The organism is Kribbella sp. ALI-6-A, assembly GCF_001984195.1.
Classification (GTDB): domain Bacteria; phylum Actinomycetota; class Actinomycetes; order Propionibacteriales; family Kribbellaceae; genus Kribbella.
The window spans coordinates 145,700-169,080 of sequence record NZ_MTQN01000010.1 but is presented as its reverse complement, the minus strand read 5'-3'; the positions used below and the strand labels follow the sequence as shown (position 1 = coordinate 169,080).

Annotated in this window: 21 protein-coding genes; 5 read left to right on the top strand and 16 right to left on the bottom strand. The window is 69.8% G+C overall.

Annotated features, from left to right (window positions below):
• Positions 1 to 3 precede the first annotated feature (3 nt).
• From efeB to thpR, 4 genes are read right to left on the bottom strand one after another with little or no spacing between them, the layout of a single operon-like run.
• Positions 4 to 1,272 carry an iron uptake transporter deferrochelatase/peroxidase subunit gene (efeB, locus tag BWI15_RS15100; protein ID WP_077015053.1) on the bottom strand — a complete coding sequence of 423 codons (1,269 nt, stop codon included), beginning with the start codon at positions 1,270 to 1,272 and terminating at the stop codon, positions 4 to 6.
• Complete coding sequence (gene efeO, locus BWI15_RS15095; protein ID WP_077015052.1) at positions 1,269 to 2,411, bottom strand: iron uptake system protein EfeO; 1,143 nt, start codon at positions 2,409 to 2,411, stop codon at positions 1,269 to 1,271. Before efeO ends, efeB begins: the two co-directional genes overlap by 4 nt.
• Before the next feature lie 38 nt (positions 2,412 to 2,449).
• Positions 2,450 to 3,286, bottom strand: a complete 837-nt coding sequence (gene efeU / locus BWI15_RS15090) for an iron uptake transporter permease EfeU (RefSeq protein WP_077015051.1) — start codon at positions 3,284 to 3,286, stop codon at positions 2,450 to 2,452.
• Positions 3,287 to 3,328: 42 nt separating this feature from the next.
• Positions 3,329 to 3,892, bottom strand: coding sequence for an RNA 2',3'-cyclic phosphodiesterase (thpR, locus tag BWI15_RS15085; protein WP_077015050.1), 564 nt, complete (start codon positions 3,890 to 3,892; stop codon positions 3,329 to 3,331).
• On the opposite strand from thpR, the gene BWI15_RS15080 reads away from it, so the two are divergent.
• Entirely contained in the window at positions 3,891 to 4,622 is a 732-nt protein-coding gene (locus tag BWI15_RS15080) for a hypothetical protein (RefSeq protein WP_077015049.1), read from the top strand. The two genes, thpR and BWI15_RS15080, sit on opposite strands and share 2 nt — an antisense overlap.
• A 27-nt stretch (positions 4,623 to 4,649) precedes the next feature.
• Positions 4,650 to 6,116, top strand: coding sequence for an LLM class flavin-dependent oxidoreductase (locus tag BWI15_RS15075; RefSeq protein WP_077015048.1), 1,467 nt, complete (start codon positions 4,650 to 4,652; stop codon positions 6,114 to 6,116).
• Between the two features lie 33 nt (positions 6,117 to 6,149).
• On the opposite strand, the gene BWI15_RS15070 is transcribed toward BWI15_RS15075, so the two are convergent.
• The 4 genes from BWI15_RS15070 to BWI15_RS15055 form a co-directional block, all read right to left on the bottom strand.
• Positions 6,150 to 7,550 (bottom strand): mycothione reductase, encoded by a 1,401-nt coding sequence (locus BWI15_RS15070; protein ID WP_077015047.1) that lies wholly within the window; start codon positions 7,548 to 7,550, stop codon positions 6,150 to 6,152.
• 81 nt (positions 7,551 to 7,631) lie between these two features.
• The gene (locus tag BWI15_RS15065) at positions 7,632 to 8,264 is read right to left on the bottom strand and encodes a class II aldolase/adducin family protein (RefSeq protein ID WP_202817663.1); all 633 of its coding nucleotides are present in this window, start codon (positions 8,262 to 8,264) and stop codon (positions 7,632 to 7,634) included.
• Complete coding sequence (locus BWI15_RS15060) at positions 8,261 to 9,550, bottom strand: four-carbon acid sugar kinase family protein (RefSeq protein WP_077015046.1); 1,290 nt, start codon at positions 9,548 to 9,550, stop codon at positions 8,261 to 8,263. The genes BWI15_RS15065 and BWI15_RS15060 overlap by 4 nt, the downstream gene beginning before the upstream one ends.
• On the bottom strand, positions 9,547 to 10,308 hold the full coding sequence (locus BWI15_RS15055) for a DeoR/GlpR family DNA-binding transcription regulator (RefSeq protein WP_077015045.1): 762 nt from the start codon (positions 10,306 to 10,308) through the stop codon (positions 9,547 to 9,549). The genes BWI15_RS15060 and BWI15_RS15055 overlap by 4 nt, the downstream gene beginning before the upstream one ends.
• Positions 10,309 to 10,394: 86 nt before the next feature.
• On the opposite strand from BWI15_RS15055, the gene BWI15_RS15050 reads away from it, so the two are divergent.
• Positions 10,395 to 11,045, top strand: coding sequence for an aspartate/glutamate racemase family protein (locus BWI15_RS15050; RefSeq protein WP_077015044.1), 651 nt, complete (start codon positions 10,395 to 10,397; stop codon positions 11,043 to 11,045).
• Positions 11,046 to 11,113: 68 nt separating this feature from the next.
• On the opposite strand, the gene BWI15_RS15045 is transcribed toward BWI15_RS15050, so the two are convergent.
• Positions 11,114 to 12,415, bottom strand: coding sequence for an MFS transporter (locus tag BWI15_RS15045; RefSeq protein ID WP_077015043.1), 1,302 nt, complete (start codon positions 12,413 to 12,415; stop codon positions 11,114 to 11,116).
• Positions 12,412 to 12,861, bottom strand: coding sequence for a MarR family winged helix-turn-helix transcriptional regulator (locus BWI15_RS15040; protein ID WP_077015042.1), 450 nt, complete (start codon positions 12,859 to 12,861; stop codon positions 12,412 to 12,414). The genes BWI15_RS15045 and BWI15_RS15040 overlap by 4 nt, the downstream gene beginning before the upstream one ends.
• Positions 12,862 to 12,981: 120 nt before the next feature.
• Between BWI15_RS15040 and BWI15_RS15035 the strand changes: the two genes are divergently transcribed.
• Positions 12,982 to 14,070, top strand: a complete 1,089-nt coding sequence (locus BWI15_RS15035; RefSeq protein WP_077015041.1) for a hypothetical protein — start codon at positions 12,982 to 12,984, stop codon at positions 14,068 to 14,070.
• A gap of 19 nt (positions 14,071 to 14,089) precedes the next feature.
• Here the strand turns inward: BWI15_RS15035 and BWI15_RS15030 are convergent, their stop codons facing one another.
• Both BWI15_RS15030 and BWI15_RS15025 read right to left on the bottom strand, forming a co-directional pair.
• Positions 14,090 to 16,141 carry a S9 family peptidase gene (locus BWI15_RS15030; RefSeq protein ID WP_077015040.1) on the bottom strand — a complete coding sequence of 684 codons (2,052 nt, stop codon included), beginning with the start codon at positions 16,139 to 16,141 and terminating at the stop codon, positions 14,090 to 14,092.
• 124 nt (positions 16,142 to 16,265) lie between these two features.
• Complete coding sequence (locus BWI15_RS15025) at positions 16,266 to 17,732, bottom strand: NCS2 family permease (protein WP_077015039.1); 1,467 nt, start codon at positions 17,730 to 17,732, stop codon at positions 16,266 to 16,268.
• Positions 17,733 to 17,803: 71 nt separating this feature from the next.
• On the opposite strand from BWI15_RS15025, the gene BWI15_RS15020 reads away from it, so the two are divergent.
• Entirely contained in the window at positions 17,804 to 18,121 is a 318-nt protein-coding gene (locus tag BWI15_RS15020) for a DUF2530 domain-containing protein (RefSeq protein WP_077015038.1), read from the top strand.
• Between the two features lie 32 nt (positions 18,122 to 18,153).
• Here the strand turns inward: BWI15_RS15020 and BWI15_RS15015 are convergent, their stop codons facing one another.
• From BWI15_RS15015 to BWI15_RS15000, 4 genes are all read right to left on the bottom strand, one after another.
• Positions 18,154 to 18,951 carry a DUF2306 domain-containing protein gene (locus tag BWI15_RS15015; RefSeq protein ID WP_077015037.1) on the bottom strand — a complete coding sequence of 266 codons (798 nt, stop codon included), beginning with the start codon at positions 18,949 to 18,951 and terminating at the stop codon, positions 18,154 to 18,156.
• Positions 18,952 to 19,036: 85 nt separating this feature from the next.
• Complete coding sequence (locus BWI15_RS15010) at positions 19,037 to 21,271, bottom strand: MMPL family transporter (RefSeq protein ID WP_077015036.1); 2,235 nt, start codon at positions 21,269 to 21,271, stop codon at positions 19,037 to 19,039.
• A 155-nt stretch (positions 21,272 to 21,426) separates the two neighbouring features.
• Entirely contained in the window at positions 21,427 to 22,113 is a 687-nt protein-coding gene (locus BWI15_RS15005; RefSeq protein WP_077015035.1) for a response regulator, read from the bottom strand.
• A complete protein-coding gene (locus tag BWI15_RS15000) occupies positions 22,110 to 23,279 on the bottom strand; it encodes a sensor histidine kinase (RefSeq protein ID WP_083750781.1) in 1,170 nt (389 codons plus the stop codon). Before BWI15_RS15000 ends, BWI15_RS15005 begins: the two co-directional genes overlap by 4 nt.
• Positions 23,280 to 23,381 lie beyond the last annotated feature (102 nt).

Sequence of the window (23,381 nt, the reverse complement as noted above, 5' to 3'; positions counted from 1 at the left end):
GGTTCAGCCGAAGAGCTTCTCGCCCCAGAACGAGCCCGCCGGTACGCCGCCGGGGCAGGCGAAGATGCCAGAGCCGACATGGCGGATGTACTCGTTCATCACGTCGGAGCGGGCCAGCTGCCGCTGGATCGGGATGAACTGCTTGCGCGGATCGCGCTGGTAGGCCAGGAAGAACAGGCCGGCGTCGAGGCGGCCCAGGCCGTCCGAGCCGTCGACGAAGTTGTAGCCGCGGCGGAGCAGCTCGGCGCCGTTGTTGAACTGGGGATGCGCGAGCCGGATGTGCGCGTCCTTGGCGATCTTGAGTTCGCCGTCCGCGCCCTTGGCCTCGAAGTCGATCGGGTCGAACTCCTCGGACTTGCCCAGCGGGGCGCCGGTGCCCTTGCCGCGGCCGACGATCAGCTCCTGCTCGCTGAGCGACGTACGGTCCCAGGTCTCGATCGTCATCCGGATCCGGCGGGCGACCAGGTACGAGCCGCCGACCATCCAGTCCGGGCCGTCCTCGGGCTGGACCCAGAGCTGCTGCTCCAGCTTGGCGGTGTCCTCGAGCTTGAGATTGTTCGTGCCGTCCTTGAAGCCGAACAGGTTGCGGGGCGTGGTCTGCGCCCGCGAGGTGGACGACGTCCGGCCGAAACCGAGCTGGGAGTAGCGCACGGCGGTGGTGCCGAAGCCGATCCGGGCCAGGTTGCGGATCGCGTGCACGGCGACCTGCGGGTCGTCGCTGCAGGCCTGGACGGCGATGTCGCCGCCGCTGCGGGCCGGGTCGAGGTTGTCGCCGATGAAGTGCGGCAGGTCGACCAGGGCGGCCGGGCGACGGGCCTTCAAGCCGAAGCGATCGTTGCCCTTGGCATCTTGGAAGAAGCTCGGGCCGAAGCCGATCGTCAGCGTCAGCCGGGCCGGCGGCAGACCGACGGCTTCGCCGGTGTCCTCGGGCGGCGCTTCGGCCGGGCCGTTCACCGCGCCGTACTGGCCGATGTCGCGTCCGGCCGTCATCAGCGCGGCGGCCGCGGTCCACTCCTTGAGCAGCGCGATCACCTGGTCGCGCTTGTCGGTGGTGACGTCGAACGTCGCGAAGTGCAGCCGGTCCTGCGCGGGGGTGACGATTCCGGCCTGGTGTTGCCCGTGGAACTCCACCGGCCCACTGGTGTCGGCAGCCTGCGACTCCTCACTGCTGAGGACGGAGTGCGCGGCGTACCCGGCGACACCGGTGGCAACGGCAGCCCCCGCCGCGCCGAACAGCCCACGGCGGGAGATGCCCTTCTTCGGCTCACTCATTTCTTCGCGATGACCCCGGCGACCTTGCTGACCGGTTCGGCCAGGGCGTCGACGACGTTGCCGAGCTCGCGGCGCTCGGCCTCGGTCGGCCGGTAGGGCTTGAAGCCGTCGCCGACGCGGTACTTGTCGACCGCGGCGAAGACCGCCTTGAAGTTGGTGTCGAGCGTGGTGACCAGCGCGGCGTCGCGCTGCTGCAGAGCCGGGCGGAGCGCCTGGATCGCGGCCTGCGAGCCCTCGACGTTGGCCTGGAAGTCCCACAGGTCGGTGTGTGAGTAGCGGTCCTCCTCACCGGTGATCTTGCCGGTGGCGACCTCGTCCAGCAGCTCCTTGGCGCCGTTGGCCAGCTGCAGCGGGTTCAGCTGCACGGTCTTGGCCTTGGCGACCACCGTCTTCACGTCGACCAGCAGCTGGTCGGCGTACTTGGTCATGCCGGCGGTGCTGTTCTTCTCCCACAGCGCCTGCTCGATGCGGTGGTACCCGGTCCACTCGGTGCCCGGCTCGACGTCGTTCACCCGGGCGTCGATCTTCGGGTCGAGGTCGCCGAACGACTCCGCCACCGGCTCGATCCGCTCCCAGTACGTGCGCGAGACCGGGAACAGCGCCTTGGACTTGGCCACGTCGCCCGCCTTGACCGCGGCGACGAACTCGGTGGTCTTCTCCTCCAGCGCGATCGCCTGCGAGTTCACGTAGCGCTGGTAGCTGACGGTGGCGTCCTTCAGCGCGGTGTCGGTGTCGACCTGCGCGGCCGCCTCACCGGTGACGGTCAGGTCGCCGCGGATGCCGTCGCCGACCATGCCGGGCTTGCAGACCGCCTGGTACTTGCCGGTCGGCAGCTCGACGATCAGGTCGCGCTTCAGGCCGGGGCCGATGTTCTCGACCTCGCCCATCACGCGGTCGCCCTCGGCGTACACGTAGAACTCGGTGACCTTGCTGCCGCCGTTGGACACCGAGAAGGTGCTGGTGCCGGACTTCACGTCCCGGCGGCTCAGGTCGCAGCCGTCGTCGGAGGCCTTGACGGTGACCGGACCGGTGTCGTCGCCGGGCGCGGCCGCCGGGGTCTCCTCGGCACAACCGGTCAGGGCGGCCAGCAGCAGGACGGTGCCGGCCGCGAGACCACGGCGGGTGGTGATCGGGTTCATCGGTGTTCTTTCTCGGGGGGCCGTCGAGGCCGGAGTGGTCAGGCCTGAGCAGGCACTGCGGGTGGTGCCGCCGGGCGCTTGACCGGACGGAGGTAGAGCACGAGGACCGGGATCAGGTAGACCAGCCACGCGGTCAGCTCGATCACGGTCGGGGCCGGGGTGAAGTTGAAGATCCCCTTCAGCAGTACGCCGTACCAGCTGTCCGGCGGGATCACCGCGGAGATGTCGAAGGCCAGGTTGTGCAGACCGGGCAGGAGGTTGGCCTCTTGCAGGTCGTGGAAGCCGTAGGCGAAGATGCCGGCCGCGACCAGGATCAGCAGCGCGCCGGTCCAGTTGAAGAACACGCCAAGGTTGATCCTGACCGCGCCGCGGTAGATCGCGAAGCCCAGTCCGACGGCGGTGATCAGGCCGAGCAGCACCCCGACGAACGGCGTCGCGGTGGTCGCGGTCGCCGCCGAGGCGTAGACGATGAACGCGGTCTCGATGCCTTCGCGGAAGACCGCCAGGAAGGCGAGCAGCACGACCGCGGCCGGGCCCATCTGCAGTGCGACGTCCATCCGGTCGCGCAGGTCCTTGGCGATCGTGCGGGACGCCTTGCGCATCCAGAAGATCATCCAGGTGACGAAGCCGACCGCGATGATCGACATCACGCCGCCGATCGTCTCCTGGGTGGTGAACGACTTCGCGGTCAGCGCGGTGATGAACTGCAGCAGGGCCCAGCCGGCGGCCGCGACGGCGACCGCCGCGGCCACTCCGGCCCAGACCAGTTTGAGACGGTCCCGGTGCCCGGACTTCACCAGGAACGTGGCCAGGATGCTGACCACCAGGGACGCCTCCAGTCCCTCACGCAGTCCGATGAGGTAGTTGGCGAGCATGGCGGTACTCCTGGAGCTTAGGGTTGTCTAACCTTCGGAAGGTTAACCTAAGAAATCCCATTCGCCCACTGTGTCGTACGCCGCACCATGGCTCGGCCCTTCGCCCAGCCGCGACGAGATCAACTGCAGACTCTCCGCCGTCCAGGCCGGTCCCTGGTACTCGTCGAAGACCCGGACCCAGCGCACGACGTCCATCGGCCGGCGCATCCGGGCCAGCGTCAGATGCGGCGTGAACTTGCGCCCGTCGACGGTGACACCGGCCTTGTTCGCCGCCGACCGCGTCGTCATCGCCAGGTGCTTGAGCGACCCGGTCTCGTCGTGCACCCCGGTCCACAACACCCGAGCATCCGGTACGCCGGGAAACGCGCCCGCTCCCCCCAGCCGCAGATCGAACGGCTTCTGCCTGGCGGCGGCCCGCTCCAGCCCCTCCCCCAGATCATCGGTCTTCCACTCCGGCACCTCCCCCAGGAACGCGAGGGTGATGTGCCAGGTTTCGTCACTGGCCCACCGAACGTCCTCGTCCGGATGAGACCGACGCGGCTCCACGAACTCACTCAGATGCTCGACAACCTCCACAGGCGGCACAACGGCCACGAACAATCGCATGGGAACAGACTGCCAGTTGGGCCCGTCACCCCCAACCGACTTCCGCTTCAGCGACGAGCAGTTCGTCGCCAGTTCTGTCGACCTCGACGGTCGTCTGATCGCCTTGATCGCCGATGCGGTGACTCCAGCCGCCGTGGATCGACCGTACCGAGCCCGTGCGGTGGTCGTCGGCCCTTCGGACGTCACCATCGATGTGGAGCTCGAACCGCTCGACGCCGAGTACCCGATGATCGATGCCCTGGGCGACGGTTTCGTCGTGGCGGACGCACGGAACCGGTGGAAGTCGGACGGCAGTCTCGCCTGGCTGCCGGCGTACGACGGTGTCGGATGGATGGATTGCTACGCCCTCAACGTCGGCGAGGAACTCACGTGGGGCTGTCTCTACCACGAGTTCCCGCTGGTGACCGTTGATCGGAAGGGGGTGCGCGGCATCCGTGGAACCAGCGTCAGAGGCGCTCGCGGGCTCCTGGTTTCCGGGCCGTTGGTGGCCTTTCTCGGCGAGTACGACGACTACCGCCACGACCGGCGTCGGACCGCCCCCAGTCGGCAGGTAACAGTCAGCATCGGCTGGAGCGACGACGGCGACGACGTTCTGGTCGAGCGCAAGGTCCCATTGACGATGCCGGACGGGAGTGAGCCGCCAGGGCAGCCGCGGCAGGTCGTGTGCCGTGACGACCGGGCCTTCGTCCGGTTCGACGATGCTCGGGAGTGGTTCGTGGTGCAGCTCTAGGCGGCGCCGGTCGGGGCACACTGAGGTATGGACGAGCGGAAGCTGCCTTCGCCGTGTGTGGTGGTGCTGGTGGGGCCGGGGGCGGCGGGGAAGTCGACGTGGGCTGGGGAGAGGTTCGCGGGCGAGCTGGTGGTGTCCAGTGATCGGCTGCGGGCGTTGGTGGGGGCCGGGGAGGACGATCTGGCGGCGAGTGCGGATGCGTTCGACTTGCTGGAGGCGGTGGTTCGGCAGCGGATCGGGCGGCGGCTGACGACCGTGATCGACACGTTGGGGCTGGATCGGGAGCGGCGGCTGCGGTGGTTGGCGTTGGCTCGGGAGCACGGGATGCCCTGTGTGGCGGTGGCTTTCGACACCCCGGCGGCGGAGTGCCGGCGGCGGAATCGTGAGCGGGTGAAGCGGATTCCGGCCGACGCGCTGGCGGCGCAGTTGACGACGTGGAACCGGGTGAAGAAGGAGCTGCCGGGCGAGGGATTCGACGAAGTGCTGCAGGCGGCGACGGAGGTTCGCGTCGTACCGGAGGCGTTTGTCCAAGCGGATGCGGCGGTACGGCGGGAGGACGCGGCGCCGCGCGGGTTGCGGTTCGGGTTGCAGGTGAGCAGCTACACGCACAAGGGCGGGCGGAAGACGACCGGCGAATGGATCCGGCAGGTCGGGGCGCGGGCGGAGGCGGCGGGGTTCGACGCGATCTACGTGATGGACCACTTCCGGCAGATCCCGCAGGTCGGGCGGGCCTGGGAGGACTTCCTGGAGAGCTGGACGACGCTGGCGTACCTCGCGGCCTGCACGGAGCGGGTCCGGCTCGGCACGCTGGTCACGGGCATCACGTACCGGAACGTCGCGCATCTGGGCAAGATCGTTGCCACGCTGGACGTTCTCAGTGGTGGGCGTGCGGTGTGCGGGGTCGGGCTCGGGTGGTTCGAGGCCGAGCACAAGGCGTACGGGTGGGAGTTCCCGTCGACGGCCGAGCGATACGCGTTGCTCGAAGACGCGCTGCAGGTGCTGCCGGTGCTGTGGGGCGCGGGAAACAAGGGGTTCAGCGGCAAGGTGCTCGAGGTGCCGGACACGACCTGCTATCCACGACCCCTGCAGGACAACGTGCCGTTGCTGGTTGGCGGGAGCGGACCGCGGACCCTACGACTGGCAGCCCGGTACGCCGACGCGGCGAACGTCTTCGGCGATGTCACCCGCGTGCGGGAGAAGGCCGAGTACCTGAAGGCCCAGCCGCGGCAGATCGAGCTCACCCATCTGTCGACGACGCTGATCGGCCGGGATCAGCGCGAGGTCGATGCCTTGGTCAACCAACTGCGGCCGCGCAACCAGGACCCGGCCCGGTACGCCGCGACGGCCAACGCCGGCACGATCACCGATCAGGTCGGACGCTTTCGCGCGCTGGCCGAGGCCGGCGCCGCCGAGGTGATGTTCAGCCTGCCGAACCTCGACGACGACCTCAGCCCGCTGGACACCGCCGGCGAGGTGATCAGCGCCTTCCGCTGACCCGGCGCACCAGACCGGGGCCGGAGGCAACGATCAGCTCTTGCCGAGCGGGATGTTCAGCAAGGCGTTCTCGACCAGCTCCGGCAGCGCCGGGTGGATCCAGTACTGACCACGAGCCATCGTGTGCGCGTCGAGACCGAAGCTCATCGCCTGGATGACCGGTTGCAGGATCGAGCTGGCCTGCGGGCCGATGATGTGGGCACCGAGCAGCAGACCGGTCTTCGGATCCGCGAGCACCTTGGCGAAGCCGCTGGTGTTCTCCATCGCCCAGCCGTAGGCGATGCCGGCGTACTCGGCCCGGCCGACGACGTACTCGACGTTCTGCTCCTGCGCCTGTTCCTCGGTGAGTCCGACGGACGCGATCTGCGGCGAGCCGAAGACGGCGGACGGGACGTAGCGGTGGTCGGACTCGATCGGGTCGTCGGGGTGCAGCAGGTTGTGCTGGACGACGCGGGCCTCGTGGTTGGCGACGTGCTTGAGCTGGTACAGCGAGGACAGGTCGCCGAGCGCATAGATGCCCTCGACAACGGTTTGCTGGTGGGCGTCGACGACGACCCGCTCGTCCTCGTCGACCGTGACACCGGTCGCCGCCGGGTCGAGCAGGTCGGAGTTCGGGCGCCGGCCGATCGCGACCAGCACCTCGTCCACGACGATCTCGTCGCGGCCGCCGGGGCTGAGGGTCTCCAGCGCGATCGCGCCGTCGGCGCGCCGGGTGGCGCTGACCGTTTCGTGGTTCAGGCGGACGTCGTACTGGGTGGTGGCCAGCTCGGTGTAGCGGGTGGCGATCTCGGTGTCCTCGTGGCGCAGCAGCAGGCCGGAGCGCGCGATCAGCGTGACCTCGACGCCGAGCGAGGAGAACACGTGCGCGAATTCGGCCGCGACGAAACCGCTGCCGATGATGCCGAGCCGGGCCGGCAGCTCGCCGAGCCGCATGATCGTGTCCGAGGTGTGGTAGCCGACCTCGGCCAGCCCGGGCACGAACGGGATGTTCGGGCGGCTCCCCGCGGCCAGCACGAAGCGGTCGGCGGTGATCACCCGGGCCTGCCCGTCGGGGGCCGTCACGGTGAGCTCCTTGGTCCCGGTGAAGCGGCCGGTGCCGTCGTACACGGTGACGTTCGCGTTGTCGGCGTGGTGCCGCCGGTACTCCGAACCGCCGGCGGCGATCGGGTCGATCCGGCCGAAGATGCGGTCCCGGATGTCCGGCCAGCGCACGCCGGTCAGCTGCTCGTCGACGCCGTACCGGGAGCTGATCGACGGCGTCCTGGCCAGGTCGGCGGTGTGCACGAACATCTTGGTCGGGATGCAGCCGACGTTCAGGCAGGTCCCGCCGAAGGTGCCGCGTTCGACGATCGCCGTCTTCCAGTCCGCGAACCGCCCGTCGAGGATCGAGTTCCCGGAGCCGGTGCCGACGATCACCAAGTCGTAATGAGTCACACCCCATTCTGACCCTGACGACAAGGCCGACCACCCCGACCCCGGTCAGCCGTTCGCGAGCCGAAAGGTCGCCGACCGCCGTCAGCGGAGCACGGCGGCCTGAGCCGGGGTGAGCTGGACGTGCGGCAGGTCACGCAGCAGCAGACTCAGGTGCGCGGCCGTCTCGAGCTCTTCCGCCAACTCGACGGCCGCGTCGAGCGAGGTGCCTGCGACGACCGATCCGTGGTTCGCCAGCAGGATGACGTGATGGCGGACGGCCAGCCGCTCCACTCCGTCCCCGAGCTCGCTGGAGCCAGGTTTCGCGTACGGCGCCAGCGGGACGTCCCCCAGCCGCATCACCCGGTAGGGCGTGAGCGGCGGCAACTGCGCCAAGCCGCTCTCGTCCGGCGGAAGGCAAGCGCAGGCAGTCGCGTACGGCGAATGGAGGTGGACGACGGCGGTCGCCTCCGGGCGTTGCCGGTAGACCGCGAGATGGACGGGCAGTTCCTTGGACGGCTTGGGCGCACTGTTGCTCGTCTGGCCGTCGACAGGCACTTGCGCAAGGTCCTCGGCCTGCACGCGCCGCAGCGCCGAGCCGGTCGGCGTGATCAGCACCTGATCGCCGACGCGCACGCTGACGTTGCCGGAGCTTCCCGGGGACAGGCCGGCGGCGGCCAGGTGCCGGCAGGCCGCGACGACTTGTTCCCGGATCTCCGTCAGGCTGTCGGCAATCACGGAGCGACCTCCCAGGCAGTGTCGAACAGATCGGGGCCGCCGAAGTTGCCGGACTTCAGCAGCAGTGCGATCGGGCGATCGCGCACCGTCGCGTACGTCCAGGGCACGCCGGGCGCGGCCAGGGCGCCGATCCGGACGGTCTTCACGCCGAGCGCCGCCGCGACGGCGCCGGACGTCTCGCCACCGGCGACGATCATGCGCCGGACGCCCAGGTCGTCGACGGCGCGGATGGCTTCGGCCAGTTCCCGGACCAGCCGGTTGATCACCGACGCCGACCCGTCGGCCGCCAGGGCGAGCGGATCGACCGAGATGACCCGCCCCTGGAACGCCCCGACCTGCGCACGGGTCCGTTCCGACCCGCTGCCGGAGATGATCAGCCGCGCACCGGCCTCGATCGGCGGAAGCTCCTCCGGTCCCCGCTCGGCGGCACCGGCCATCGAGCGCGCGAGAGCGACCGCGAGCCCGGCACCACCGCCGAGCACGACCGGTACGTCGAGCAGCGCGATCGCCTCGGCGAGCCGGTCCAAATCGGCATCCTCCACCGCGTCGACCAGGAGGTGACGGTGGACTGCATCGACGTGCTCGGCCTCGAGCATGGCGCGGTGTCCGGCCGCACCCGCCGACGCCTGCACCGCTGACGCCTTCACCGCGGCCGTCTTCACCGCCGACGCCTTGACCGCGGCCGCCTTCACCGCGGCCGCGATCGCCGCCGCGCCACGGCGTACGACCGAGTGATCAACCAACCCGACCGATCGAGTGGTCTGCCGCCCGAGCACGCGGACCAGATTCGCGTCGGTCATCGGCGTCAACGGGTGGTCGCGCAGCGACGACTCCGACAGCAGTTGGCCGTTGACGAACAAGTGGCCCAGGTACTGCGTCCGGCCGACCTGCGGCGTGGCCGGCGTACCGAGGCTGATCGCGTCCGGGCCGAGCAGGTCGACCAGCGCATCGGCGACCGGACCGATGTTGCCCCGGTCGGTCGAGTCGAACGTCGAGCAGTATTTCTGGTAGACGTACCGGACTCCCGCGTCCCGAAGTGCTCGGGCGGCTGCGAGCGAGTCCCGGACCGCCTCGGCGGGGTCGTTCGTCCGGGACTTCAGCGCGACGACGGCGCAGTCGACGTCGGACGGGATCGGCTCGGTCGGTACGCCGAGCGTCACCGAGGTTGTCAGTCCGGCGTGCGCGACGCCGCCGGCCAGATCGCAGGCGCCGGTCAGGTCGTCCGCGACCACGCCCAGCAGGGGACCCGGGCCGCGCAGCTCAGGCGACCACGCTGCGGCTCTCATGGCGCCACCACCACGCGGGCGCCGCCGCTGCCCAGCAGCTCCCGCTGCTCGGCGGTCGATCCCGAGTCGGTGACCACGACGTCGACGAGGTCGAGCCGGCCGAACCGGATCGGGGCCCGTCCACCGAGTTTGCGATGGTCCACCAACAGGATGGTCCGCTGCGCGACCTCGGCCAGTCGCTGCTTGATGCTCGCGTCCAACGCCTTGCTGCACAGCAGTCCTGAGGCATCGACGGCCGTCGCCGACAGTACGGCGACGTCGACCGACAGGCTGGCGACTCCGGCCTCGGTCGCCGGTCCGGTGAAGGATCGCGTGTCGGCCTGGTACGTACCGCCCAGCGCGACGAGTTCGACGTCGTCGCGGGCCGCGCACGTGCTGATCACCGGCAGGGAGTGCGTCACCACCGTGACGTCCTTCGGTACGAGAGCCGCGAGCGGCGCCACCGTCGTACCGGCGTCCAGGGCGATGGTGGCCGCGTCGGTCAGCAGTTCCGCGCAGGCGGCCACGATTGCCCGCTTGTCCGATCTGCCGGCGCGGTTGCGCTGGTCGAACGGCTCTCCGTCGCCTGCGGTCGGGAGACTTGCGCCACCCGTCACCCGCCGGGCGAGGCCGTCCAGGTCGAGTCGCCGTAGGTCTCGACGGATCGTCATCTCCGACACCCCGAGGTCGAGGGCGGCTCCAGCCGACGAGACGTAGCCGTCCGCGGTCAGCCGCCGGATCAGCTCGTCACGCCTGGCGGTCGCTCCTGTGTAACGCACGCGACCACCTCAACCTGACGGCGTACCGGTTGTCAATCGCCGCACATCAATTGCGGTGTTGTCCGAATTCGCACAAACTTGGCCACATGACTGCGCAGCGCAAGGTCGGCCTTCTGCACACCGTGCCCGCCCTGGCCGGCACCTTCCAGGACCTCGTCGCTCGGCAGGAGCCCGCCTTGCGTCAGGTCCACGTCGCCGACGCGGAACTGCTGGCGACGGCTGTGCGTGACGGCGTGACCGAGGAGGTCTTCGCGCGGGTACGGCAGCACGTGCGGTACCTGATCGAGGACGGCGCGGCGGCCGTGCTGGTGACCTGCTCCTCGATCGGCGAGGCCGTTGAGGCAGCGGCGACCGACGCCGAGGTGCCTGTGTTGCGAGTTGATGCGCCGATGGCCGAGGAAGCGGTGCGGGCGGCCGGCGAAGGTGGGCGGATCGCGGTGCTCGCGACGCTTCGGGCGACGCTCGGCCCGACTGGGCGGCTGCTCGAGCGTGCGGCGGCCGGCACCGGTGTGACGGTCGAGGCGACGGTCGTCGACGGCGCGACCGACGCTCGGGCGGCGGGCGACCAGGACGAGCACGATCGTCTGGTCCGCGCGGCGGTCGAGAGTGCTGAGGCGGACGCCGTCGTGCTCGCCCAGGCGTCGATGGCTCAGGCCGTGGCTGAGCTGGACGTTCGCACGTTCACCTCGCCGGCCGGCGGGATCGCGGCGCTGCTGGCCGCGGTCGCGCGGAGCTGAGCTCCCCGGCGATCCACGCGGCTCGAGCGGTCGAGCGGTCGAGCGGTCGAGCGGTCGAGCGGTCGAGCTCAGGCGACCTTGGGGTTGGAGTCCACGGTCGCCTTGTCCGCGAGCATCTCGCTCTGCGGCAGGACCTCGAGCCGCGGCCGCGGCAGCAGGTGCGGGCGGATCGCCAAACCGCGGCGGCGGGAGAAGTAGATCACCGAGGCGGTCGTGCCGATCACGGTGAGCGCGCCGCCGACGATCAGCGACCAGCGGGCACCGAACTCCTGGCCGACCCAGCCGATGAACGGCGAGCCGATCGGCGTACCGCCCATCAGGACCGTCATGTACAGCGCCATCACCCGGCCGCGCATGGTCGGCTCGATGCCGAGCTGCATGGTGGCGTTGGCCGCGGTCAGCATCGTCAGCGAGGCGAAACCGACCAGCGGCAGCACCGCGGCGTACGAGATGTAGTTGGGCATCAGACCGCTCGCGACCACCGACAACCCGAAGATCAGCGCCGCGCCGATCACCAGCCGCGCCCGGACCCGCACCCGGCGGGCCGCCATCAGCGCACCGGCCAGCGAGCCGATCGCCAGGATCGAGCCGAGGATGCCGAACTCCCCCGCGCCCTTGCCGAACTCGCTCGTCGCCATCAGCGCGGAGGTGAGCTGGAAGTTCAGCCCGAAGGTGCCGGCGAAGAACACCGCGACCAGCACCATCATCAGGTCGGGCCGGCGCCACAGGTAGCGCATGCCGTCGCGGATCATGCCCTTCTCGCGGGCGGCCGGGGTCGGCGAGTACAGCTCTCCGACCCGCATCAGCCGCAGTGACACGATCACCGCGGCGTAGGTGAAGCCGTTGATCATGATCACCGGTCCGGTGCCGATCCAGTGGATCAGCAGACCGGCCAGCGCCGGGCCGAGCAGCCGGGCGGCGTTGAAGGACGCCGAGTTCAGGCCGACCGCGTTCGACAGTTCGTCGCGGCCGACCATCTCGACCACGAACGCCTGCCGGGTCGGCGCGTCGAACGCCGTCCCGACACCGAACAGCAGGGCCAGCAGGTAGACGTGCCACGCCTCGACCACGCCGGTCACGGTCATCGTGCCCAGCACCAGCGCGACGGAACCCATCGCGAGCTGGGTGACGGTCAGGACCTGGCGCTTGGGGAAGCGGTCGGCCACCAGCCCGGCGTACGGGCCGAACAGCAGGGCCGGGAGGAACTGCAGGCCGGTCACGATGCCGAGCGCCGTCCCGGAGTGGGTCAGCTCCAGGACCAGCCAGTCCTGGGCGACCCGCTGCATCCAGGTGCCGACGTTCGAGATGATCGCTCCGGTCGCGTACAGCCGGAAGTTGCGGACCTTGAAGGCCCGGAAGGTGGGACTCACGCGCCCGCCAGACGTTCGAGAACAGGTGCTGCCTTACGCAGGATGTCGCGCTCCTCGGGGGTCAGTTTCTTCAGCTTCGTCTGCAGCCACTCGTCGCGGCGCCGGCGGTTGGCCCGCAGCAGCGCGTGCGCGGCGTCGGTCAGCTCGACCACGATCTGGCGCTTGTCGGTCGCGTGTGGGCGGCGGGCCACCAGGCCGGCGTCCTCCAGGTTGGACACGATCCGCGTCATCGACGGCGGCTTGACCTGCTCGTGGGCGGCCAGCTCACCGATCGTCATCGCGTCGTGCTTGCCCAGAGCACCCAGTACGCCGAGCTGGTTGGCGGTCAGGTCGTGCCCCTGCTCGCGCTGCCGGCGGATCTGCCGGGACAACCGCAGGGTCGACGACCGCAGCGCGCTGGCCAGGCCGACGTCGGTCTTCACCTGCTGGGCTACGACTTCGGGCATGTCGTTAGCATAACTCATTACCTTTGCTAACGAAAACGATCAGGTTTCTATTCCACCCTGCGGACCGGACCGGCAATGGAGCGGTCGGCGGGAACCGGTGAGCCCATAGGGTGTGCGGCCATGGGAACACCGGTGGAGCTGGACAGGTACGAGCAGCGGTTTCGGCGGGCCGGACTGCCGTTGTTCATCGAGGACTTCTCGCCGACGCACGACATCTTCGCCCGGGCCACGCCGGTGCTGGCGCTGGTGTTCGTCGCCGAGGTGCTCGGCGCGATCGAGCTGACCTGGCCGTGGTGGCAGAACGCGCTGGCCGTGCTCGGCGGGCTGACCGTCCTGATCGGCGGTTTCGGCCTGCTGAACGGGATGCGCGGACGGCCGTTCTGGTCCTTCCCGACCCGGTTCGGGACGCCCGAGCTCGCCGTCTTCGTCCTGCTGCCGGCGCTGCTCCCGGTGATGTCGCACTTCCAGTGGAAGCAGTTCTTCGGCGTCGCGCTCAGCAACCTGGTGCTGATCGGTCTCGTGTACGTCGTGGTCGGCTACGGCCTGATCGGTACGACGATCTGGGGCGTACGCCGCCTCGCGAAAGAGCTGGCGAGTTCCGTCGCCAGCCTGATCCGGGCGCTGCCGCTGCTACTGGTCTTCTCACTGGTCCTGTTCGTGAACACCGAGATGTGGCAGGTCTTCGCGGGCATGCCGGTCGCCTTCATCGTGCTCTCGGCGATCGCGTTCGCGCTGCTCAGCGACCTGTTCCTGGTGCTGCGCCTGCCGCAGGAGCTGGACCGGATCGAGGCGGACGCCGGCGGATCGGGCCCGCCGCTGCGCCGGATCCAGCGGCTGAACCTGAGCGTCAGCCTGGTGGTCCGGCAGTGGATGCAGGTCCTGGTGGTCAGCGCCGGGGTCGGCGCGTTTTTCGTCGCGTTCGGCATGCTGGCGATCAGCGGGCACCTCTACGAGGAGTGGGGCATCGACCGCGGCGCGTGGTCCTACCAGTTCCAGCTGCTCGACCACCCCGTGCTGATCAGCGCGGCACTGATCAAGGTCGCCATCGGCATCGCGAACTTCACCGGTCTGTACTACTCGATCTCGCTGATGACCGACGCGACCTACCGGGCCGAGTTCCTGGACAACGTCTCCGACGAACTGCGCACGCTCTTCACCGCCCGCGCCGAGTACCTCGACCTGCGGTCCCGCCTGCCCAGCTCGACCTGAGCAGGCGGGACGCGGCGGGTCACTCCATCCCGAGCGCACCCTTCAGGAACTGCAGCTGGTGGCGCATCAGCCCCTCGGCCGTGGCCTCGTCCGTCGGCATGTGCGTCGCGCCCGACAGCGGCAGGACCTGGTGTGGCCTCCCCGCGGCCAGCAGAGCCGCTGACAAGCGCAGCGTGTGCGCGACCACCACGTTGTCGTCAGCCAGTCCGTGCACCAGCAGCAGCGGACGGGACAACTTCGCCGCCTCCGGAATCGACGAGCTCCGGTCGTAGGCCTCCGGGTTCTCGTCCGGGTGGCCGAGGAAGCGCTCACGCCAGTGCGTGTCGTAGAGCCTCGCGTCGTGCGGACCGGCGCCCGCGACCGCCGCGTGGAAGACGTCCGGCCGACGCAGGACCGCGATGGTCGCCAGGAGGCCGCTGTAGCTCCAGCCGGTGATGCCGACGCGGGTCAGGTCGAGATCCGGATTGTGCTCGGCCGCGGCGTGCAGAGCGACGATCTGGTCCTCGAGCGGCAGCGACAGCGTGTCGCCGTACACGGTCTTCTCCCAGGCGGGTCCGCGGCCCGGCGTACCGCGGCCGTCGGCGATGACAACGGCGAAACCGTTCTCGGCGTACCACTGCGCGGTCGGGTACATCGGGGTCAGGGCGCGGACGGCGAGTTGCAGCGCCGGGCCGGCGTAGGGGGACATCAGGACGGGCAGCGTCATGCCGGGCTCGTACCAGGACGGGAGAATCAGCGCGGTCCGCAGTTGCCGCTCCCCCGCCTGCAGCCAGGTGATGCGTGGCGCCAGCGCCGGCTTGGCGGCCAGCGACCGGATCTGGCGGCCAGTACGTCGTACGGCGAACGTCTGGCCGGTCTCGGTGTTGGAGACGACGACGGGACCGACGGCACTGTGGACGCCAGGGGTGTCGGTGAGCCGGCGCAGCCCGGTCGGGTCGTGCACCCAGAGGTGGCGCTCCGTCGGCTCGTCGTTGGCCTGGAACCGGACGGTCTCGCCGGTGACGTCGACGACCGCGCGCAACTGGAGGCCCTCCGGGGTCACCGGCCGGCCGTTGATCATCAGGTGGCGCGTGGAGGGGGTGTCGTGGGCAACCACCAGCTTGCCCGACGCGGTGCGCGCCGGGGTGCCGGGGACGAGCTCGACCCACGCGGGATCGTGCTGTTCGTGCAGGAGTTCGGCCCGGCCGGTGGCGGGATCGGCGGCGAGGACCTGCACGGTCTTCTGGTCGCGGGACTGGACGCTGATCAGTACGCCGTGCGCGTCCCACGCGACGGTCGGCAGGTATTCGAAGTCGCCCCAGACGATCTCCGTGCTGCCGCCGTGCAGATCGAAGACGTGCAGGCTGACCAGCGCGTTCGCGGTCCCCGCGGCCGGATACGCGACCTCGCGGGGGCGAGCGCCGGAGTCGGCCGGATCGGCGATCCACCAGCGTTGGACCGGCGTCTGGTCCACGCGGGTGGCGAGAAGCCGAGTGCCGTCGGGCGACCACCAGTGGCCGCGCGTCCGGTGCATCGACTCGGCGGCGACGTGCTCGGCCAAGCCCCAGGCGACATCCGGGCTGTCGTCCGCGGCGATCTCCTGGTCGTTGCCATCGGCAAGTTCCAGGACGCGCAGGGCGCCGTCGGTCACGTAGGCGACGCGGTCGCCGGTGGGATCCAGCCGAGGGTCGACGACGGCGCCGGCGGTGTCGAGCTTTCGTAGTACGCCGGTGGGCAGGTCGAGATGCCAGAGCGTTCCGTTGAGAGCGAAGACCGCCGCGGAGAGTGCTTCGTCGGCGGAGAAGGCGACGATGCCGCTGCTGCGTTCCCCGGTGCGTTCGCGACGGATCCGCTCGGCCTCGGGGATCGGGCCGTCGGCGCCGAGGTTTTCGGGCGCGACGAGCAGCCGCTCCTCGTCGCCGTCCAGCAGCCACAGGCAGCCGGCCCGGTCCTCCGGTCCGCGGGTGCGCAGGAAGAGCACGCGCTCGCCGTCCGGAGAAGCGGCGAAGGCCTTCGGCAGGCCGAGGGTGAAGCGTTGGGTCCGGGCCGCCAGGGTGGGATAGCTGTCGATGTACGAGCGCTTGTTGTCCATAACCGAGACTCTGGGCGTCGTAGCAGCGACCGCGAGAGGGGATGGTGTGAAGTCGGAGAACCCGAAGAGATCAACAGCTTAGCAACCGCGCGGTTCACCGGACTCTTCGGGTCCCCGGTTCAGGTCAGGTCAGCCAGTCCCCCAGCGGGCCGATCGCGAAGTACACCACGAACAACGCCGACACCACCCACATCAGCGGGTGCACCTGCCGGGCTTTGCCGCGGACCACCTTCAGCAGCACGTACGAGACGAACCCGGCGCCGATGCCGGCCGTGATCGAGTACGTGAACGGCATCAGGATGATGGTCAGGAACGCCGGGATCGCCACTTCGATGTCGTCGAAGTCGATGCCCTTGACCTGGGTCATCATCAAGAACCCGACCAGCACCAGCGCCGGCGTCGCCGCCTCGTACGGGACCAGCGTGACCAGCGGCGCGACCACCATCGCGATCAGGAAGCAGATCCCGGTGACCACGCTGGCCAGACCGGTCCGGGCGCCCTCGCCGACCCCCGAGGCGGACTCGATGTACGACGTGTTGCTGGACACCGAGGCGGCGCCGCCGGCGGCCGCGGCGACACTGTCCACGATCAGGATCCGCTGCGCGTTCGGCGGGTTGCCGTCGGCGTCGAGCAGGTTGGCCTCGGCGCCGATCGCGGTCATCGTGCCCATCGTGTCGAAGAAGTCGGCCAGCATCAGCGTGAAGATCAGCAGGATCGCCGACACCACCCCGACCTGCTCGAACGAACCGAACAGGTTGAACTCGCCGAGCAGGTCCAGGTTCGGCTTGCTGAACCAGTTGTCCGGCAACGAGGGCACGCTCAGGCCCCAGCCGGCCGGGTTGTCCGTCGTACGGGCGCCGACGTCGGTGATCGCCTCGACCACGATCGCCAGCACGGTCGCGGCCAGGATGCCGATCAGGATCGCGCCCTTCACCTTGCGCGCGTACAGCGTGACGATCAGCACCAGCCCGACCACGAAGATCAGCACCGGCCAGCCCCGCAGACTGCCGCCGATGCCCAGCTCGACCGGCGGACCGGTCGGCGCGGCCGGGCGGCGGACGAAGCCGGCGTCGATCACACCGATGAACGCGATGAACAGGCCGATGCCGACACTGATCGCGACCTTCAGCTGGCGTGGAACGGCTTCGAACACCGCTCTGCGGAAGCCGGTCAGGACCAGGACCAGGATGATGATGCCTTCCAGCACCACCAGGCCCATCGCGTCGGCCCAGGTCATCTTCGAGGCGATCGAGTAGGCCAGGAACGCGTTCAGGCCCAGGCCGGTGGCCAGCGCCAGCGGGAAGTTCGCGACCAGACCCATCAGGATCGTGATCACGCCCGCGATCAGCGCGGTGGCGACCGCGACCTTGGCGATCGAGGCGGTCGGGTCGGTGCCGCCACCGACGTACTGGCCGGTGCTGTCCTTGACCGTGCCGATGATCAGCGGGTTCAGCACGACGATGTAGGCCATCGTGAAGAACGTGACCAGACCACCGCGAACTTCCCGGGGCACGGTCGAGCCCCGCTCGGTGATCTTGAAGAAGGAGTCCAGGAAGCCTGGGCGGGAGGCAACAGCCGGGCGCGTGCTCATGACCGCATCGTGCCAGTTCGGGCCGGGCCCGCGCGAGCGATCTGGCCGGCCCGACGCGTTAAGGTGATCACGTGGCAGACGACAAGCCGGCGCCGGTGTCGAAGAAGCGCAACGATCCGACCAGTCAGCTGGCGCGCGGCGAGCTGGTGCACGCCGAGGTCAAGCCGCTCGACCTGTCCGGGATCCCGACCGTGATCGCCGGGATCATCGCCTGGGCGCTGGCCTTCGTCGCGGTGCTGATCTTCCACGACGACCTGAAGCGGTCCGGTAACGAGTGGTGGCTGTGGGTCACGGTCGCCGGCTTCGGCCTGGGCTGGATCGGCCTGGCCTACTGCAAGCGCCGCTGGTCGAGCATCCAGGCCGGGCACCGCTCCGCAACCGAGGACTGACCGGTCAGATCAGCACCACGCTCAGGGTGCGCTCATCGCGCGGACACCCCCGGAGGACGTCGGTCGGTGCCGGACGACGCGGTTCGGGAGGGCGTCAGGGCCAACGACGGCAGGCCGCGCCGCCGAAGCAGCAGTTCGGCAACGACGATGTTGGGCAGCCAGCACAGGAACGGCAGAACCGCGTAGGCGGTGTCGAAGACCCGCTCCGCATCGACGGTGGGGCCGGCGAACGGCAGCTGGACACCGATCAGAATCCCGAGCCACAACCGCAAGGTGACCCCGGCGTAGGTCAGCGCGAAGCACCGGATCATCCAGGCCTGATGGCTGAGGTGATCACCGGCGCGGATTGCGCGCCAGCCGCGCCACGCGGTCCATCCCCACAGCACCGCGAGCGAACCGAACCCGAAGAACCCGTTGATGGCCGCCGTGTTGAAGCAGGCCATGATCAACGAGGAGACCGAGCCGATCGCCACCGAGATCAGGAACACCCGGCCGACCCAGCGGTGCAGCCGCGGCCGGCGCCGCCGTACCGTGCCCGCGAACTGCACCGGGCCGATCCCCAGCGCCAGCGCGGAGAAGATGATGTGAGCGTAGAACGCGGCTCGCACCGGCGCGGCCCGATCGGCATAGGCGGTCGCCAGCCCCGCTTCGTTCTGCGCGAGCGTAGCCAGGCTGCCCTGGGCGTAGGTCGCGATGACGTAGCCGACGATCGCCAAACTGGTCAGTGCCACCACGACCCAGCTGATCCGGCCGTTGCGCGCGGGACGCGAACGGGACACGGTGCGCGGGGGCGCCGGAGGCGGGGTTGCTGAATCCGTCGCATTCGTCATGGCGAAAGTCCTGTCTACAGGTCGGATGAGGGAAGGAAGTCGACGGACGAACGGCGAGCTCCCTGGTGGGAGCCCGCCGTCGGTCCTACGCCCTTGCGGACGAGCTGGTTCGTTCGTGGCTCTGGGCCGGCTCGTCCTGTTCGACGTGTCCGCCCTCGGTGTCGACGTTCGGAAGCACCCGGTCCAGCCGGCGTGGCAGCCACCAACTGGCTTCGCCGAGGAGTTGCAGGGCGGCCGGAACCAGGACCATGCGGACGAGGAGCGCGTCCACCAGGACGCCTACGGTCAAGGCCAGGCCGACCGACGCGACCATCGCGTCGCCACCGCTGAACGCGAAGCCCGCGAACACCGCTGCCATGATGGTGGCCGCGGCGACGACGATCGGGGCGGCTTGGCCGAATCCGCGCAGTACCGCTGCCCGGGTGTGCAGTCCTCGCCGGTGGGCCTCGTACATACGGGAGACCAGGAACACCTGGTAGTCCATCGCCAATCCGAACAGCACGCCGACCACGATGAGGGGCATCAGACTGGCCAGCGGCCGGGCTTCGTCAAGGCCGACCAGCCGGCCCGCCCAGCCCCATTGGAAGACCGCCACCGTCACTCCGAGGCCCGCGGCCAGGGACATGAGGAACCCGGCCGTGGCCAGCAGCGGCACCGCGATGGACCGGAACACGAGCATCAGCAAGAGCAGCGAGAGCCCTACCACGCAGATCAGGTAGGTGATGAGACCGGACGAAAGCTGTGAGTCGACGTCCACGTCGACCGCTGTCTGCCCGGTCACCGAGACCTTTGCGCCGTCGGTGCCGGCCACGGCGGCGCGCAGTGAATTCACCAGCTCGCCGGTCCGCACGTCGGTCGGGCCGTACTCGGGAGTGACTGCCAAGAAGGCGACATCCCCGCTCGCGGCGGGCTGGGCAGGGCTGACGTCCACAACCCCGTCGAGCGCCGCGATCTCCGTTGTCGCCCGGGTTGCGGTGTCAGCTGCGGCTACGCCCTCGAAGAGCACGATCAGGGGGTTCTGCTCACCGGCACCGAACGCGTCGCTCACGGTGTTGTAGGCGGCACGCTGGGAGCTGGCCGGGTCGGGCCCACCCGGAGGATCCAGCTCGGTCTCGAGCGACAGGGCCGGCACAGCGAGCGCGGCGACGGCCGTCGTGGCGATCAGCATGCTGAGCACGGGGCGATTGACCACCGTTCGGGCCCAGTGACGCAGGAAGCCGGACCGCGAGTCTGCCGGGCGGTGATCCTCCACCACCGCAGCCGCCGACTGCTCGCCCGCCTGGTCGGTGGCCGGACGTTCTTTCCGCGGCAGCACCTTGTGGCCAAGGGTCTTCAGCACGGCCGGCACGACGGTGAGCGAGACGGCCACGGCCACGACCACCGCGAACGCCGCGCCCAGGCCCATCTCGGTGATGAACGAGATCCGTACGATCGCCAGCCCCGCCAAGGCGATGACCACGGTGGTTCCGGCGACCACCACGGAGGTGCCCGCAGTGCCGGAGGCCCGAGCCACGGCCGCTGTGACGCCGGCTCCACGGCGGAGCTCATCGCGGAACCGCGACAGGATCACCAGCGCATAGTCGATGCCCACTGCCAATCCCAGCATCAATCCGAGGATCAGTGTGGTGGACTGGATGCCGGAACCGACCGACGACCAGGCGAGCACGCCGAGGACGCCGACGACGACACCGGACAAGGCGGTCAGCAGGTTCGCGCCGGCCGCGACCAACGAGCCGAACGTCAGCAACAGCACGACGAAGGCGACCACCACACCCACCGCTTCGGTGATGCTGGCGATCTCGGGCGGTCCGTCGTCGAGGGAGCCGCCGAGCTCGATCGTGTAGCCCGCACCGGCCAGGTCCGCCGACGCCTTCCGAACGTTGTCCTCGACGACGGCCTGATCGGCCGCCAGGTCGACGGCGAGCGTCGAGACGGCCACCGAACCGTCCTCGGACACGAAGGGGCGCCGTACGTCGTACGGATCCGAGGCGGACGAGACGTCCGGGAGATCGTCGATGCGCGACACCAGGTCCGTGACCAGCTGCTTGCCGCCGGGGTCGGTCACCGACGTGCCGTCCGGCGCCTCGACGACCAGCATCAGCTCGCCCGACTCCGGGCCGGCGGCCGCCGGGAACGCCTTGTTCATCGTGGCGAGCGCCGTGGTCGACTCGGCTGCTGCGATGCTGAACGCGGCATCGGAGAACTTCGCTCCGCTGATCGTCAGGACGGCGAAAACCGCGGTCACCACGATCCAGGCGCCGGCGACGACGAGACGGTGGGCGGCGCTGAAGGCACCGACCCTGGACAAGAACCGAGACATGCGAATCTCCTGGACGAGGTCGGTACGAAGGCCGCCGGTGCGGACTCGTTGCCTTACCTTCGCCCGCGGAGTACCTGCTGAGCGTCGTCCGGACGCGGTAGCGGCGTACCGCATCCGCGGTATTGCGCCGGCCGCGACTTGGCCGGTCCGGGGTGTCAGTCCTCGCCGAGCAGGCCGGCCCGAAGCGCGGCGATGACAAGCTGGGCCCGGTCCGACACGTGCAGCTTGCTCATGGCTCGATTGACATGGGTCTTCGCCGTCATCGGCGAGATGAACAGGTGCTCGGCGATGGCGTCGTTGCTCAGGCCCCGGGCGACCAGCGTGACGACCTCGCGTTCCCGGGAGGTCAGGGATGCGACTTTGCGGAGGTCCTCAGCGGAGGCCTGCTCGTGCAGCGGGGGCTTGTTCGCCGTGCCGGCCAGATGCCCGACCACCGTGTTGGTCGCGACAGCGGACAGTGACGCGCCTCCGGCGGCAACCCGGTTCACCGCTTGCATCAGCTCCTCGTGGTCGGCGGACTTGCCGAGGAAACCATTGGCCCCGGCCTTCAGGGCGGCGAGCACGTTCTGGTCGGTGTCGAAGGTGGTCAGCACCAGGATGCCGATGCCGGCGGTGGTGGGATCGGATCGCAGCTGGACGATCGCTCCCACGCCGTCGAGCACCGGCATCCGGAGATCCAGCAGGATGACGTCGGGCACCAGGGCACGGGCCATACCGACGGCCCGATGGCCGTCGGCCGCCTCGCCGACGACGTCCACTCCCTCGCCGGTCTCGAGCAGCGCGCGGATCCCGGAGCGGATCATGGGCTGGTCGTCGACGACGAGGACGCGAACGGCGCTCATGCGAGCGTCTCCTTTGCGCTCCGCGGCGCGGTCGCCGGCAGTTGGGCGGTCACCGTGAACCCGTCGCCCTCCGGACCCGCTTGAAAAGTGCCGCCCAGGAGGTGGACCCGTTCCTCCATGCCGACCAGGCCCAGCCCGTTCCCGGCCGACGTCGTCGCGTGCGCCGGCCGGCCGTTGCGGATCGACAGGGTGACGTACCCGTTCACGGGAGCACCGACGACGATCTGGGCGGTGCCGTCGCCATGGCGCTGCGCGTTGGTCAGAGCTTCCTGGAGGAGTCGCTGGGCCGCGGTGCGGGCGACCGGTGCCAGCGTGAACAGGTGGTCCAGCCCTTCGGTACGGATCCTCAGCCCGATGCCCTCGAAGCTCCCGAGCAGCTCGTCGATCATGCCGGCGTCGACCGGAGTGGACGGGACCACCTCGGGTTCTGAGGCCCGAAGGACGTTGAGCACGACTCCCAGCTCTTCCAGCACCGACTGCGTGGCGACCTGGACGTCGTCGAGAGCTCGCTCAGCGACCTGCGGAGACCGCAGCAGGTTCGCCCTCGCGACATTGGTGTGGACGCTGACCACCGCAAGGTGGTGCGCAACGCTGTCGTGCAGCTCGCGGGCGATCCGCAGTCGTTCCTCGGCCACGTGGCGAGCCACTTCCTCCCGCCTCCGCTCGGTCTCCTGCCGCCGCCGGCCCACCTCCGCGACCACGTAGCGCCGCTGCGCCTGCACCCACTGGCCCACCCCGACCATCGCAGCGGCGAGCGCGATCAGCCCGAAGGCTCCGCTGCCGCCACCACCGAGCCACGGGACGTACACCGCAGCCATCGCAGCCCCCGCGAACGCCACTCCGGCAGCTACCGCGTCGAAGCGGGGCCGGCGCAGTGCGAACAGGAACAACAGCGCCCCACCGACGGCCCACGTGCCCCAGGGGGCAGGATCGCGCACCTCCAGAGCGGCCAGGAGCACGGCCACGACGGCGGTCAGGATCGATGCCCGCGCGGACAGGGCGAGACCGGCCGTCCCCAGGCCGAGGATGATCCACAAGGTCGTGGAACCAGCGTGTTCGCCGGCAACGGCGGACACCGCGCCGACGATCAGCGAGACCGCCGCCGCGAGCACACCCCAGACCGCCCACGGGTCCATCCGTCGTACCGGTGGTCGCTCCTTGCTCATGGTCAGACCATAAGTCAGCCGCCATCGCCCGAAAGAAGTCCAGCGGCGGTGTCGGCGCCCGGCTGGGGTCTTGACTCGAGGCCTGCGCCGGCTGGGCCGCCT

Bases quoted from the DNA above. Each gene is read 5' to 3' on its own strand.
- efeB (WP_077015053.1), bottom strand. From the start codon at position 1,272: ATGAGTGAGCCGAAGAAGGGCATCTCCCGCCGTGGGCTGTTCGGCGCG.
- efeO (WP_077015052.1), bottom strand. From the start codon at position 2,411: ATGAACCCGATCACCACCCGCCGTGGTCTCGCGGCCGGCACCGTCCTG.
- efeU (WP_077015051.1), bottom strand. From the start codon at position 3,286: ATGCTCGCCAACTACCTCATCGGACTGCGTGAGGGACTGGAGGCGTCC.
- BWI15_RS15080 (WP_077015049.1), top strand. From the start codon at position 3,891: ATGGGAACAGACTGCCAGTTGGGCCCGTCACCCCCAACCGACTTCCGC.
- thpR (WP_077015050.1), bottom strand. From the start codon at position 3,892: ATGCGATTGTTCGTGGCCGTTGTGCCGCCTGTGGAGGTTGTCGAGCAT.
- BWI15_RS15075 (WP_077015048.1), top strand. From the start codon at position 4,650: ATGGACGAGCGGAAGCTGCCTTCGCCGTGTGTGGTGGTGCTGGTGGGG.
- BWI15_RS15060 (WP_077015046.1), bottom strand. From the start codon at position 9,550: ATGAGAGCCGCAGCGTGGTCGCCTGAGCTGCGCGGCCCGGGTCCCCTG.
- BWI15_RS15050 (WP_077015044.1), top strand. From the start codon at position 10,395: ATGACTGCGCAGCGCAAGGTCGGCCTTCTGCACACCGTGCCCGCCCTG.
- BWI15_RS15040 (WP_077015042.1), bottom strand. From the start codon at position 12,861: ATGCCCGAAGTCGTAGCCCAGCAGGTGAAGACCGACGTCGGCCTGGCC.
- BWI15_RS15035 (WP_077015041.1), top strand. From the start codon at position 12,982: ATGGGAACACCGGTGGAGCTGGACAGGTACGAGCAGCGGTTTCGGCGG.
- BWI15_RS15030 (WP_077015040.1), bottom strand. From the start codon at position 16,141: ATGGACAACAAGCGCTCGTACATCGACAGCTATCCCACCCTGGCGGCC.
- BWI15_RS15025 (WP_077015039.1), bottom strand. From the start codon at position 17,732: ATGAGCACGCGCCCGGCTGTTGCCTCCCGCCCAGGCTTCCTGGACTCC.
- BWI15_RS15015 (WP_077015037.1), bottom strand. From the start codon at position 18,951: ATGACGAATGCGACGGATTCAGCAACCCCGCCTCCGGCGCCCCCGCGC.
- BWI15_RS15010 (WP_077015036.1), bottom strand. From the start codon at position 21,271: ATGTCTCGGTTCTTGTCCAGGGTCGGTGCCTTCAGCGCCGCCCACCGT.
- BWI15_RS15005 (WP_077015035.1), bottom strand. From the start codon at position 22,113: ATGAGCGCCGTTCGCGTCCTCGTCGTCGACGACCAGCCCATGATCCGC.
- BWI15_RS15000 (WP_083750781.1), bottom strand. From the start codon at position 23,279: ATGAGCAAGGAGCGACCACCGGTACGACGGATGGACCCGTGGGCGGTC.